The organism is Aminobacter sp. DSM 101952, assembly GCF_001424795.1.
Taxonomy (GTDB): domain Bacteria; phylum Pseudomonadota; class Alphaproteobacteria; order Rhizobiales; family Rhizobiaceae; genus Aminobacter; species Aminobacter aganoensis.
This window is the reverse complement of record NZ_LMCL01000003.1, coordinates 167,998-180,267: the sequence shown is the minus strand read 5'-3', so window position 1 is coordinate 180,267 and position 12,270 is coordinate 167,998. Positions and strand designations below refer to the sequence as shown.

At 63.7% G+C, this 12,270-nt stretch carries 11 protein-coding genes; 7 read left to right on the top strand and 4 right to left on the bottom strand.

Features of this window, described 5'->3' with window-relative positions:
* The first annotated feature begins 76 nt into the window (after positions 1 to 76).
* The 3 genes from clpX (at position 77) to ASC75_RS05370 (ending at position 4,495) form a co-directional block, all read left to right on the top strand.
* Complete coding sequence (clpX, locus tag ASC75_RS05380) at positions 77 to 1,351, top strand: ATP-dependent Clp protease ATP-binding subunit ClpX (RefSeq protein WP_055971345.1); 1,275 nt, start codon at positions 77 to 79, stop codon at positions 1,349 to 1,351.
* A gap of 272 nt (positions 1,352 to 1,623) precedes the next feature.
* The gene (gene lon / locus ASC75_RS05375; protein ID WP_055971342.1) at positions 1,624 to 4,038 is read left to right on the top strand and encodes an endopeptidase La; all 2,415 of its coding nucleotides are present in this window, start codon (positions 1,624 to 1,626) and stop codon (positions 4,036 to 4,038) included.
* Between the two features lie 184 nt (positions 4,039 to 4,222).
* Positions 4,223 to 4,495, top strand: coding sequence for an HU family DNA-binding protein (locus ASC75_RS05370; protein WP_055971339.1), 273 nt, complete (start codon positions 4,223 to 4,225; stop codon positions 4,493 to 4,495).
* Between the two features lie 76 nt (positions 4,496 to 4,571).
* Here the strand turns inward: ASC75_RS05370 and ASC75_RS05365 are convergent, their stop codons facing one another.
* From ASC75_RS05365 to ASC75_RS05350, 4 genes are all read right to left on the bottom strand, one after another.
* Positions 4,572 to 4,991 carry a hypothetical protein gene (locus tag ASC75_RS05365; RefSeq protein WP_244487757.1) on the bottom strand — a complete coding sequence of 140 codons (420 nt, stop codon included), beginning with the start codon at positions 4,989 to 4,991 and terminating at the stop codon, positions 4,572 to 4,574.
* A gap of 165 nt (positions 4,992 to 5,156) precedes the next feature.
* Positions 5,157 to 6,251 (bottom strand): Xaa-Pro peptidase family protein, encoded by a 1,095-nt coding sequence (locus tag ASC75_RS05360; protein ID WP_055971337.1) that lies wholly within the window; start codon positions 6,249 to 6,251, stop codon positions 5,157 to 5,159.
* Positions 6,252 to 6,330: 79 nt separating this feature from the next.
* Entirely contained in the window at positions 6,331 to 7,923 is a 1,593-nt protein-coding gene (locus ASC75_RS05355; protein WP_055971334.1) for an ABC transporter substrate-binding protein, read from the bottom strand.
* Complete coding sequence (locus ASC75_RS05350; RefSeq protein ID WP_055971331.1) at positions 7,923 to 8,594, bottom strand: XRE family transcriptional regulator; 672 nt, start codon at positions 8,592 to 8,594, stop codon at positions 7,923 to 7,925. Before ASC75_RS05350 ends, ASC75_RS05355 begins: the two co-directional genes overlap by 1 nt.
* A gap of 202 nt (positions 8,595 to 8,796) precedes the next feature.
* Between ASC75_RS05350 and ASC75_RS05345 the strand changes: the two genes are divergently transcribed.
* From ASC75_RS05345 to ASC75_RS05330, 4 genes are read left to right on the top strand one after another with little or no spacing between them, the layout of a single operon-like run.
* Positions 8,797 to 9,798, top strand: a complete 1,002-nt coding sequence (locus tag ASC75_RS05345; protein WP_055971705.1) for an ABC transporter permease — start codon at positions 8,797 to 8,799, stop codon at positions 9,796 to 9,798.
* Complete coding sequence (locus tag ASC75_RS05340) at positions 9,798 to 10,700, top strand: ABC transporter permease (RefSeq protein ID WP_055971328.1); 903 nt, start codon at positions 9,798 to 9,800, stop codon at positions 10,698 to 10,700. Before ASC75_RS05345 ends, ASC75_RS05340 begins: the two co-directional genes overlap by 1 nt.
* Positions 10,697 to 11,527 (top strand): ABC transporter ATP-binding protein, encoded by an 831-nt coding sequence (locus ASC75_RS05335; RefSeq protein ID WP_055971325.1) that lies wholly within the window; start codon positions 10,697 to 10,699, stop codon positions 11,525 to 11,527. The genes ASC75_RS05340 and ASC75_RS05335 overlap by 4 nt, the downstream gene beginning before the upstream one ends.
* A complete protein-coding gene (locus ASC75_RS05330) occupies positions 11,524 to 12,267 on the top strand; it encodes an ABC transporter ATP-binding protein (protein ID WP_055971319.1) in 744 nt (247 codons plus the stop codon). The genes ASC75_RS05335 and ASC75_RS05330 overlap by 4 nt, the downstream gene beginning before the upstream one ends.
* The last annotated feature ends 3 nt before the right edge of the window (positions 12,268 to 12,270 follow it).

Below are 12,270 nucleotides of genomic sequence, written 5' to 3'. Positions count from 1 at the left end.
GGCGTCCGGCGTTAGATTGCATATGCGCCCACAAGCCACTCCATCGGCCGGGCGGCAGTGAAAGGACTTGGACAAGATGAGCAAGGTCAGCAACGGCGGCGGCGACTCCAAGAACACGCTCTATTGCTCGTTCTGCGGCAAGAGCCAGCATGAGGTGCGCAAACTCATCGCCGGTCCGACCGTCTTCATCTGCGACGAGTGCGTCGAACTGTGCATGGACATCATCCGCGAGGAGAACAAGACCTCGATGGTGAAGTCGCGCGAGGGCGTGCCGACACCGCAGGAAATCCTCAAGGTTCTGGATGACTACGTCATCGGGCAGCCCTACGCCAAGCGCGTGCTGTCGGTGGCCGTCCACAACCACTACAAGCGCCTGGCCCATGCCGGCAAGAACAACGACGTCGAGTTGGCAAAGTCGAACATCCTGCTGATCGGCCCGACCGGCTGCGGCAAGACCTTGCTCGCCCAGACGCTGGCCCGCATCATCGACGTGCCGTTCACCATGGCCGATGCGACGACGCTGACCGAAGCCGGTTATGTCGGCGAGGACGTCGAAAACATCATCCTCAAGCTGCTGCAGTCGGCCGACTACAACGTCGAGCGCGCCCAGCGCGGCATCGTCTACATCGACGAAATCGACAAGATCTCGCGCAAGTCGGACAATCCCTCGATCACCCGCGACGTCTCGGGCGAGGGCGTCCAGCAGGCGCTGCTGAAGATCATGGAAGGCACCGTCGCTTCCGTGCCGCCTCAGGGTGGCCGCAAGCACCCGCAGCAGGAGTTCCTGCAGGTCGACACCGCCAACATCCTGTTCATCTGCGGCGGCGCCTTTGCCGGCCTGGACAGGATCATCTCGGATCGCGGCCGCAAGACCTCGATCGGCTTCGGCGCCACGGTCGCTTCGCCGGAAGATCGCCGCACCGGCGACCTGTTCCGCCAGGTCGAGCCTGAGGATCTGCTGAAGTTCGGCCTGATCCCCGAGTTCGTCGGTCGTCTGCCGGTTCTGGCGACGCTCGAGGATCTCGACGAGCCGGCGCTGATCCAGATCCTGACCGAGCCGAAGAACGCGCTGGTCAAACAGTACCAGCGCCTGTTCGAGATGGAAAACGTCGACCTGACCTTCCACGAGAACGCCCTGTCGGCGATCGCCAAGCGCGCCATCGAGCGCAAGACCGGCGCCCGCGGCCTGCGTTCGATCATGGAAGCGATCCTGCTCGACACGATGTTCGAGCTTCCGGCCCTCGAAGGCGTCCAGGAAGTGGTGATTTCGGATGAGGTGGTGACCGGCAGCGCCCGGCCGCTCTACATCTATTCCGAGCAGAAGGAAAAGAAGGGCAACGTCAGCGCCTGAGGCCTGCCGTTTTCCCTTGAACCGCTCCAGCGAACGGCGCCCCAGCGGCGCCGTTCGGCATTTGGAGGTTTGCCGATCCCGGGTCGCTACACGGCAACGTGTTTGGCCTTGATGTTTACCCGGCGAAGCTCCAACTAACGGAGAAGAGGCGATGGGGTCTGTTCCGTGCTCTAATATGCCGCGCGGTAATCGGCGGTAGGCGGAACCGTCCATGGTCGTTAATATGAGATTCGCGGTTGGCCTTGCGCGACCGCGATATGAAAGGTTGGACAATGGCCAAAATATCCCGCTCTTCCAGCGAAGGAACCTTCGCAGTCCTGCCGTTGCGCGACATTGTCGTGTTCCCGCACATGATCGTCCCGCTGTTCGTGGGGCGTGAAAAGTCGATCAAGGCCCTGGAAGAGGTGATGGGTCAGGAAAAGCAGATCCTGCTTGCGACCCAGATGAATGCCGCCGACGATGATCCCGAGCCGGATGCCATCTACGACATCGGCACGCTCGCCAATGTGCTGCAGCTGCTGAAGCTGCCGGACGGCACCGTCAAGGTGCTGGTCGAAGGCACGACGCGCGCCAGGATCCAGTCCTTCACCGACAAGCCCGATTTCCACGAGGCCCACGCTCTCATCCTGACCGAGCCGGAAGAGGAAGAGGTCGAGGTCGAGGCGTTGTCGCGCTCCGTGGTTTCCGACTTCGAGAACTACGTCAAGCTGAACAAGAAGATTTCGCCCGAAGTGGTTGGTGCCGCCAGCCAGATCGAGGACTATTCCAAGCTCGCCGACACGGTGGCCTCGCATCTTGCCATCAAGATCACCGAGAAGCAGGAAATGCTCGGCACGCTGTCCGTCAAGGAGCGGCTTGAGAAGGCGATGGGCTTCATGGAAGCCGAGATCTCCGTCCTGCAGGTCGAAAAGCGCATCCGCAGCCGCGTCAAGCGGCAGATGGAGAAGACCCAGCGCGAGTACTACCTCAACGAGCAGATGAAGGCGATCCAGAAGGAGCTCGGCGAAGGCGAGGACGGCCGCGACGAGGCCGCCGAGATCGAGGCCCGCATCAAGAAGACGAAGCTGACCAAGGAGGCCCGCGAAAAGGCGGAAGCCGAGCTGAAGAAGCTGCGCTCGATGTCGCCGATGTCGGCCGAAGCCACCGTCGTGCGCAACTATCTCGACTGGATCCTGTCGATCCCGTGGGGCAAGAACTCCAAGGTCAAGCAGGACCTCAATTTCTCCCAGGAGGTGCTCGATACCGACCACTACGGCCTCGACAAGGTCAAGGACCGCATCGTCGAGTATCTCGCGGTGCAGAGCCGCCAGAAGAAGCTGAAGGGTCCGATCCTCTGCCTCGTCGGCCCTCCCGGCGTCGGCAAGACCTCGCTCGGCAAGTCGATCGCCAAGGCGACCGGCCGCGAGTTCGTGCGCATGGCGCTCGGCGGCGTGCGTGACGAGGCCGAGATCCGCGGTCACCGCCGCACCTATATCGGCTCGATGCCCGGCAAGGTCATCCAGTCGATGAAGAAGGCCAAGAAGTCCAACCCGCTCTTCCTGCTCGACGAGATCGACAAGATGGGCCAGGATTTCCGTGGCGATCCTTCGTCGGCGCTGCTCGAGGTGCTCGACCCGGAACAGAACGCAACGTTCATGGACCACTATCTCGAGGTCGAGTACGACCTTTCGAGCGTGATGTTCGTGACGACGGCGAACACGCTGAACATTCCTGCGCCCTTGATGGACCGCATGGAACTGATCCGCATCGCCGGCTACACCGAGGACGAGAAGGTCGAGATAGCCAAGCGGCACCTGATGCCGAAGGTGGTTCGCGATCACGCGCTGCAGCCCAAGGAGTTCTCCGTCTCCGAGGATGCGATCCGCGCCGTGATCCAGACCTACACGCGTGAAGCAGGTGTCCGTAGCCTCGAGCGCGAGCTGATGAAGCTCGGGCGCAAGGCGGTCACCGAGATCATCAAGACCAAGAAGAAGTCGGTGAAGGTCACTGCGGCCAACCTCGACGACTATCTGGGCGTGCAGCGCTATCGCTTCGGCCAGGTCGAGGGCGAGGATCAGGTCGGCGTGGTCACGGGCCTTGCCTGGACCGAGGTCGGCGGCGAGCTGCTGACGATCGAAGGCGTGATGATGCCGGGCAAGGGCCGCATGACGGTCACCGGCAACCTGCGCGACGTCATGAAGGAGTCGATTTCGGCTGCGGCGTCCTATGTCCGCAGCCGCGCCATCGATTTCGGCGTCGAGCCGCCTTTGTTCGACAAGCGCGACATCCACGTGCATGTGCCGGAAGGCGCGACACCGAAGGATGGTCCATCGGCTGGTACGGCCATGGCCACCGCGATCGTGTCCATCCTGACGGGCATCCCGGTCAGGGCGGATGTCGCGATGACCGGCGAGATCACGTTGCGTGGTCGGGTGCTGCCGATCGGCGGCCTCAAGGAGAAGCTGCTTGCAGCGCTTCGCGGCGGCATCAAGAAGGTGCTGATCCCGGAAGAGAACGCCAAGGACTTGGCCGACATTCCGGAAAACGTGAAGAGCGGCATGGAGATCATCCCGGTCAGCCGCATGGGCGAGGTCATCAAGCACGCGCTGGTACGCCAGCCCGAGCCGATCGAGTGGACTGAGCCGGTCGACGTTCCCGCGGCCAAGACGGACGCGGGCGACGATGCCGGCAAGGGCTTTGCTCATTAAGTTGCATCTAAAGTTGCACTGAAAACGGAAAAGCCGGGCCCGCGCCCGGCTTTTTCATGTGAAAAAAGCGCGGAATTCCGGGCTTTGTGGGCCTTTTCGACTTGGTTGTGCCCAAGCTTCTTTCTAAAGTCCGTGTCCTACCGGCTGAGTCTATGTCCCGGTTTTCTCATGGAAGGGAATTTGAATGAACAAGAACGAACTAGTGTCCGCCGTCGCCGAGGCTGCCAAGCTCTCCAAGGGCGATGCGCAGTCCGCTGTTGATGCAGTGTTTTCCGTCATCACCGGCGAACTGAAGGGTGGCGGCGATGTCCGGCTTGTCGGTTTCGGAAATTTCACCGTGTCAAAACGTGCGGAGTCCACCGGCCGCAACCCGCAGACCGGCGCGGAAGTGAAGATCCCGGCTCGTACCGTCCCGAAGTTCTCGGCCGGCAAGGGCCTCAAGGACGCGGTCAACTGATCGCTGTCTGAGAGACAAATGCTTGAAAAGCCGGGCTTGCCCGGCTTTTCTTTTGCCTGCACGGGCAGGGGCGGGATCAGTGGATCTCTGTTTTCGACCGGCTGATGAAGAAGCCGTGCCCGTCGTCGCGGTTGCAGCTCAACCCGGCTTTCGTCGCCTCGCAGCTGAACGGTCCCTTCTTCCAGCTGTTGCCATATTCAAGCGTGTGCGAGCCGTCGCAGCAGCCGGTGTCGCCGACATTCTGGTAGCGCTTGGCCTTTCCCGATTTGCCGAGGATGAACCTCTGGTAGGCCGGTTCGATGCGGTCGCAGCCGAGCTCCGGGCCGCCGTCCTCGGGCATGTAGACATCCGAGCCGCCTGCGGGCGTGTACTGGCAGCCGACATTGCCCGACGGCATGTTGAAATAGACCACGCCGCCATCCGCCGGGAAAGTCTGTTCCACGGCGCTCGCATTGGTCGACATCAAGGCAATCACCGCCACGAGAAAAGATCGCACAGCCCCTCCAGTGCAGTATCCAGGCTCCTGGCTGCAACGATAGCTTTGTGCCGGGCCGTTGAACAGCCTGCCGGCCGGCCCTTGGCGCGTGGCAGCAGGGCATGTAACCCCAACAAAAAAAGGGCCGCTGCTGCGGCCCTTTCGTCTGTCGAGAGGCGGTTAGGCCTATGCCTTGACCACGAAGGCCTCGCGCGGCAGGTCGGACAGCACCTCGGCGCGGTTGCCGCGCAGGATCACGATCTCTTCCAGCCGCAGGCCGAAGCGGCCCTGCAGGTAGATGCCGGGCTCGATCGAGAACACGTTGCCTTCCTGCAGGATCGTTTCCGACGTGCCGGTGATGTAGGGCTGCTCGTGGATGTCGATGCCCAGGCCGTGGCCGGTACGGTGCAGGAAGTTCGGGCCATAGCCGGCCGCCGCAATGACGTCGCGGGCGGCCTTGTCGACTTCCTTGGCGGCAACGCCGGGCTTGGCGGCCGCTATCGCCGCCTGCACCGCGCGTTCGAGCACGCCATGCACCTCGTCGAAGCCTTCCGGCTTGTCGCCGAACACGCCGACGCGGGTCATGTCGGAGGGATAGCCGTCCTTGCGGCCGCCGATGTCGATCAGCACGGCCTCGTTCGCCCTAAGCTTGCGGTTGCCGGTGTGGTGGTGGGGGAAGGCTCCGTTTTCGCCGAAGCAGACGCTGACGAACTCACCCACGGCGCCGTTCCTGGCATAGAAGTCGCGGATCGCCTGGCCGACTTCCAGTTCGGTCACGCCGTCCTTGAGCGCGGCAAAACCTGCCTTCATGGCGCCGTCATTGAGCACGGCATTCATCTTCAGCAGCGCGTATTCCGCCTCGTCCTTCTTGCCGCGCAGGAAGCTTACCGTGTCGTTGAGGAAGCTGCGCTTGGCGCCACCGGGGAGGGCATCGAGCAGCAGCAGCGCGAAGTCGGCGCGCATCGTCTCGTCGAGCGCAACCGAAAGGCCTTCCTTGACGCCGCAATCGGCGAGCAGCTGAGCAAGTGCGGCCTGCGGGCCGTCAGCGTCGGCCCAGGGGTAGAAGGGCAGCTTGGTGAAGGGGCGCTGGCTGTCGGCGTTCAGTGCCGGCATCAGGAAGCCGGCGTGCTTCTGCGCAACGAGCAGCAGCACCGGGCGCTCGTCGCCATGCGGCGACATGCCCGTGAGCCACACCAGATGCGACGAGGGGCCGACGACCACGAGGTCGGTTCCCGTCTCAGCCATGCGTTCGCGCAGGCGCGCCATCCGCTCTTGGTACATTGTCTTTGCCTTCCGAGATTCTGCTTTGTGGTAAGGAAAAAGGGCCGCTCTCGCGAGCGGCCCTGGCGTCTTGCCTGGGTTAGTTCTTCTTGACCAGACGGTAGTAGACGAAGTCCGACGTCGCGCCATTGACGTAGCCGTCGACGTTCTTGGCCCGCGCCACCTGGGTCGCGGCCTGGAACATGATGACGATCGGCGACTTCTCCTGCACCTTCTTCTGCAGGTCGACATACATCGCGCTGCGCTTGGCCTGGTCGGGCTCGGCGAGCGCTGCCTTCGTCTCCTTGTTCAGCTCTTCAGGCACGGCCCAGCCGTTCCGCCACGTGGTGGTCGACTGGTAGTTTCCGTCCGAGTTGTCCTCGTTGTAGGCGAAGGCCTTGGCGTTGGAGTGCGGGTCCATGAAGTCGGGCCCCCAGTACAGCAGCATCGCCTCATGCGTGCGGGCGCGGTACTTGGTGATCACCTGCGAGCCCGTGCCCGGGATGATCTCGAAGTTGATGCCGGCTTCGGCGAAGCTTGCCTGCAGCGACTGTGCCATGTCGGTGAACGGCGTCGAGTTGATGACGTCGAGCGTGACGGTGATCGGCGTCTTGACGCCGGCATCGGCCAGGATCTGCTTGGCCTTGGCCGGGTCGTAGGTGTAGGGCGTCTCGTCGAGCGAGCCGGGGAAGCCCGACGGCCAGAATGCCTGGTGCGTCTGCATCTGGCCCTTCAGGAAGGTGTCGGTCATGCCCTTGTAGTTGACCAGGTAGCGCGCGGCATCCCACACGGCTTCCGGCTGCAGCGCCTCGTCCTTCTGGTTGAACGACAGGAAGTGCACGGCCGCCTGCGGATAGGTCTCGGTTACCAGCGTATCCTTGCCGGCGATCGTCGCGATCTGGTCCGAGGTCAGGTTCTTGGCCATGTCGACGTCACCCGATTCCAGCAGCAATTGCTGGGTCGCCGCTTCGGCGACGTGGCGGATGATGACACCCTTGATGGCCGGTGCGCCGTTGAAATACTCGGCATTGGCCGTCAGGTTGATCAGTTCGCCCGGGCGGAAGGCCTTGAGCACGAACGGGCCGGTGCCTGCCGAGTTGGACTTCAGCCAGCCATTGCCCATGTCGCCATTGGCCTCGTTGGCCTGGAGCGTGACCGCGTCGACCACCGAGGCGGGGCGGGCCGCCAGGACGTTGAGCACGAAGGCCGAGGCGAAATCGCCCTCATATTTGACCACGACCTTGTTGCCGTCGGCCTTGACCATCGAATCGAAGTTTTCCGGCGTCCAGCCGAGCTGGGTCAGGATGAAGGCGGGCGCCTTGTTGAGCACGATGACGCGCTTCCACGAATAGACCACGTCTTCGGCGCGCAGCGGATTGCCGGAGGTGAACTTGACGCCGTCGCGCAGCGTGAAAGTGATGGTCTTGGTGGCGTCGTCGGCTGCCCATTCCTTGGCGAGGCCGGCTGCCAGCGTCTTGGTGTCGGCGGCATCGTACTGGACCAGGCGGTCGTAGGTCTGCGCGACATACTCGCCCGAGGAGAATTCGTAGGCCTCGGCCGGGTCGATGCTGACGATGTCGTCGATGTTCTGCGCCACCACCAGGATGTCGGCCGGCGTGGTGGCCAGGCTGATCGCCGGCGTCATCGGCATGGCAAGCGCCGCCGCAAGCAGCGCGGCTTTGAACAGTTTCATCATTTTCTCTCCTTTTTGGTTCCCGTTTTCTTTGTCTCGGCCCGTGAACCGCGCAGGGCCGGATGTTCCGTGCGTGATCTGAACATCGGCAAGGTGCCGGTCCAGAGCATGCGCGCGAATGTGTCGGTGTCGTTCGACCAGGAATGCGGGCGGTTGCCGCGGAAATGCAGGCTGTCGCCGGCCGTAAGCACCATTTCGTCGTTCTCGAGGCGCTGGGTGATCGAGCCTTCGAGGATGAACAGGATTTCCTCGCCCTCGTGGCTGACCGTCTCGGAGCGATAGCCGGGCGGAACATTGAGGATGAAGGACGACAGCACATTGCCGGTGAAGTCGGCGGCGATGCGCTCGTAGATGATCGAAGACCCGTCGACCGAGAAACGGTTGCGCTGGTCGGCTCGGGTCAGCCCGTCCTCCATCGAGGGGGTGGCGATGAAATAATCCACAGCCACGTCGAGGCTGCGGGCGAGCTGGGCGAGGGTGCCCAGCGACGGGGTGGCATGGTCGCGCTCGACCTGGCTGAGATAACCGACGGAAATGCCCGCCGCGTCGCACAATTCCTGCAATGTCATCGACAACTGCCTGCGGCGCGCACGGATCAGTGCGCCCACCTTCGGCTGGCTCGCCGTCGCGTTCTTGCTGGCCTCCGAGGACACGCCGAATTTTGCTCCCATCAAAATTTTTTTGATCTAAGCAAAATTATTTGTATAGTCCAAGCGGAATTTTGCTCGACAGACAACATCCGTGCCGCATCCGCAGCGCGGCCAATGTGGTAGGAACAGACACCGCGTGGCATCAGAAACCGACTCCGCCGCTCAGGCGCTTCCAACAGGGTCCGGCGGCTCGCCGCGCAATGCGCGGCAAGCCTGGAAAACGCTGAAGGGGGTACTGGGCGTCCTTGCCGCCGTTGCCTTCACCTTCCTCGGCCTCCTCGCCATCACGTTCTTCATTGGCCGCGTCGTGCCGATCGATCCGGTGCTCGCCGTCGTCGGTGACCGCGCGCCCCGCGCCGTCTATGAGGCCGCCCGCATCGAGATGGGGCTCGACAAGCCGCTGATCGTCCAGTTCTTCAACTATGTCGGCAATGTCCTGACCGGCGACCTCGGCATGTCGGTGTCGACCGGCAAGCCGGTGGCCGAGGACTTGGCCCGCGTCTTCCCGGCGACCCTCGAAATGGCCACGCTCGGCATCATCATCGGCGTGCTGATGGGCGTGCCGATGGGTGTTTATGCCGCGAGCCGCCAGGGCAGCCTGCTCGACCAGGTCATCCGCGTCGTCGGCCTGCTCGGCTATTCGGTGCCCGCCTTCTGGCTCGGCCTCGTCGGCCTCGCGCTGTTCTACGCCAAGCTGCAATGGGTCGGCGGCCCCGGCCGGCTCGACATCTTCTATGACGGCATGGTCGACCCGGTAACGGGCCTGATCCTCATCGACAGCCTGATCGCCGGCGAAACCGACATCTTCTTCAATGCGCTCTCGCATATCGCCCTGCCGGCAGCAGTACTCGGCTTCTTCAGCCTGGCCTACATCGCCCGCATGACACGGTCCTTCATGCTCGACCAACTGGCGCAGGAATATGTCACCACCGCCCGCGTCAAGGGCGTCTCGGAGCGGCTGGTGCTGTGGCGCCATGCCTTCCGGCCGATCCTCGTGCCGCTCATCACCGTCATCGGCCTGTCCTATGCCGGCCTTCTCGAAGGCTCGGTGATGATCGAGACCGTCTTCTCCTGGCCCGGCATCGGCAATTACCTGACCACCGCGCTGCTCAATGCCGACATGAACGCCGTGCTCGGCTCGACGCTTGTCATCGGCGCGGTCTTCATCGGCATAAACAAGATTTCGGACGTGCTCTACCGCGTCCTCGACCCGAGGGCACGCTGATGATCACCCGCGACTGGCTTCTCGACGATTCCCCGACCTCGCGCCTCCAGGCGCGTCTCGGCCGCAGCTACCGCCTTGCGCGCTCCCTGATGCGCAATCCCCTGGCCATGGTCGGCGCGATCATCGTGCTGACGCTCATCCTGGTGGCGTTGTTCGCGCCCTGGATCGCCACCCATTCGCCGGTCGGCCAGGACCTGGCCATGCGGCTCAAGCCGCCGAGCTGGGACAACTGGATGGGCACCGACGAGCTCGGCCGCGACATCTGGAGCCGCGTCGTCTATGGCGCGCGCATCACGCTGATGATCGTGGCGCTGGTGGCCGTCCTTGCCGCTCCCGTCGGCCTCGTCATCGGTGCTGTCGCTGGCTATTTCGGCGGCTGGACCGATCGCATCCTGATGGGCATCACCGACATCTTCCTGTCGATGCCGAAGCTCATCCTGGCCCTGGCCTTCGTCGCGGCCCTCGGGCCCGGCATCCAGAACGCCATCATCGCCATCGCCATTGCCACCTGGCCGGGCTACGCCCGCATCGCCAGGGCGGAGACGCTGACCATACGCAACTCGGAGTTCGTTGCGGCAGTGGAATTGCAAGGTGCCTCGTCGTTCCGCGTCATCGTCAATCACATCCTGCCGCTCTGTACGTCGTCGATGATCATCCGCGTCACGCTCGACATGGCCGGCATCATCCTCACCGCCGCCGGCCTCGGCTTCATCGGCCTCGGCGCCCAGCCGCCGCTGCCCGAATGGGGCGCGATGATTTCGCGCGGCCGTTCCTTCATCCTCGACCAGTGGTGGGTCGCGACCATGCCCGGCTTTGCCATCGTCATCGTCAGCCTCGGCTTCTGCTTCCTCGGAGACGGCCTGCGCGATGTCCTCGACCCCAAGCATGGAGACCGCCAATGAGCGCCTTGCTTGAAATCGAGAACCTGCGCGTCACCTTTCCGACGGCGCGCGGCCCGATAGACGTGGTCAAGGGCCTGTCGCTGACGCTCGGCCGCGAGCGCCTTGGCATCGTCGGCGAAAGCGGCTCTGGCAAGTCGATGACTGGCCGCTCGATCCTGCGGCTGATCCGTGCCCCCGGCAAGGTCACCGCCGACAGGCTGCGCTTCGACGGCGTCGACCTGCTCGCCCAGTCGGAGCGGCAGATGCGCGCCATCCGCGGCGCCCGCATCTCCATGGTCATGCAGGACCCGAAGTTCTCGCTCAACCCGGTCATGACTATCGGCGACCAGATCGCCGAGGCGTTGCTGACCCACCAGAAGCTCGGCCGCGCCGACATCAGAGGCCGCACGCTCGCCATGCTGGAGGCCGTGCGCATCAACGACCCCGAGCGCGTGCTCGGCCTCTACCCGCACGAGGTCTCCGGCGGCATGGGCCAGCGCGTCATGATCGCCATGATGCTGATCCCCGAGCCGGACCTGCTCATCGCCGACGAGCCGACCTCGGCGCTCGACGTCTCGGTCCAGGCGCAGGTGCTCGAGATCATCGACGACCTCGTCAAGCGCAAGGGTATGGGCCTGATCCTGATCAGCCATGACCTCGAATTGGTCTCCAGCTACTGCGACCGCATCCTGGTGATGCGCAGCGGCGAGGTGGTCGAGGCGTGCGATGCCGGCGAGCTCAAGAACGCCAGGCATCCCTATACGCGCGGCCTGCTGGCTTCGATCCCGCGCATCGACGAAAGCCGCGACGAGCTTCCCGTCCTCGAACGTACTGGGGCCTCGACATGAACGCGCTGGCGATCGACAACCTCGACATCTCCTATGGCGACTCGAAGGTCACCCACGGCATCGGCTTCAACGTTGCCGAGGGCGAGAGCTTCGCTCTGGTCGGCGAAAGCGGTTCGGGCAAGACGACCGTGCTCAAGGCCATCGCCGGCATGGCGAAGAGCTGGACCGGCTCTATTTCGGTGTTTGGCGAGCAACGCACGCATGGCATCGACCGCGGCTTTGCCCGCCAGTGCCAGATGGTGTTCCAGGACCCCTACGGCTCGCTCCATCCGCGCAAGACGGTGGATGCGACGCTGAGCGAGCCGATGGCCATCCATGGCATGGGCGACAGCGGTGCGCGTGTCGACGAGGTCATGCAGTCGGTCGGCCTCGACCGCCGCTTCCGCTTCCGCTTCCCGCACCAGCTCTCGGGCGGCCAGCGCCAGCGTGTCGCCATCGCCCGCGCCCTGATCCTCAAGCCCAGGCTGTTGCTGCTCGACGAACCGACGTCGGCGCTCGACGTGTCGGTACAGGCCGAGATCCTCAACCTGCTCAAGCGCCTGCGCCGCGAGCAGGGGCTGACCTATCTGATGGTCACCCACAATCTTCCTGTCGTTTCGTTCCTGTGCGACCGCCTTGCCGTCATGCGTCATGGCCGGGTGGTCGAGATCGCTGATGTCGGCCAGCTCAAGCGCGGCGAGATGCAGGATCCCTATTCGCGCGAACTGACCAGGTTCAGCGCTGCTCATCCCCAGACTTGAAAT

Bases quoted from the DNA above. Each gene is read 5' to 3' on its own strand.
- clpX (WP_055971345.1), top strand. From the start codon at position 77: ATGAGCAAGGTCAGCAACGGCGGCGGCGACTCCAAGAACACGCTCTAT.
- lon (WP_055971342.1), top strand. From the start codon at position 1,624: ATGGCCAAAATATCCCGCTCTTCCAGCGAAGGAACCTTCGCAGTCCTG.
- ASC75_RS05370 (WP_055971339.1), top strand. From the start codon at position 4,223: ATGAACAAGAACGAACTAGTGTCCGCCGTCGCCGAGGCTGCCAAGCTC.
- ASC75_RS05360 (WP_055971337.1), bottom strand. From the start codon at position 6,251: ATGTACCAAGAGCGGATGGCGCGCCTGCGCGAACGCATGGCTGAGACG.
- ASC75_RS05355 (WP_055971334.1), bottom strand. From the start codon at position 7,923: ATGAAACTGTTCAAAGCCGCGCTGCTTGCGGCGGCGCTTGCCATGCCG.
- ASC75_RS05350 (WP_055971331.1), bottom strand. From the start codon at position 8,594: ATGGGAGCAAAATTCGGCGTGTCCTCGGAGGCCAGCAAGAACGCGACG.
- ASC75_RS05340 (WP_055971328.1), top strand. From the start codon at position 9,798: ATGATCACCCGCGACTGGCTTCTCGACGATTCCCCGACCTCGCGCCTC.
- ASC75_RS05335 (WP_055971325.1), top strand. From the start codon at position 10,697: ATGAGCGCCTTGCTTGAAATCGAGAACCTGCGCGTCACCTTTCCGACG.
- ASC75_RS05330 (WP_055971319.1), top strand. From the start codon at position 11,524: ATGAACGCGCTGGCGATCGACAACCTCGACATCTCCTATGGCGACTCG.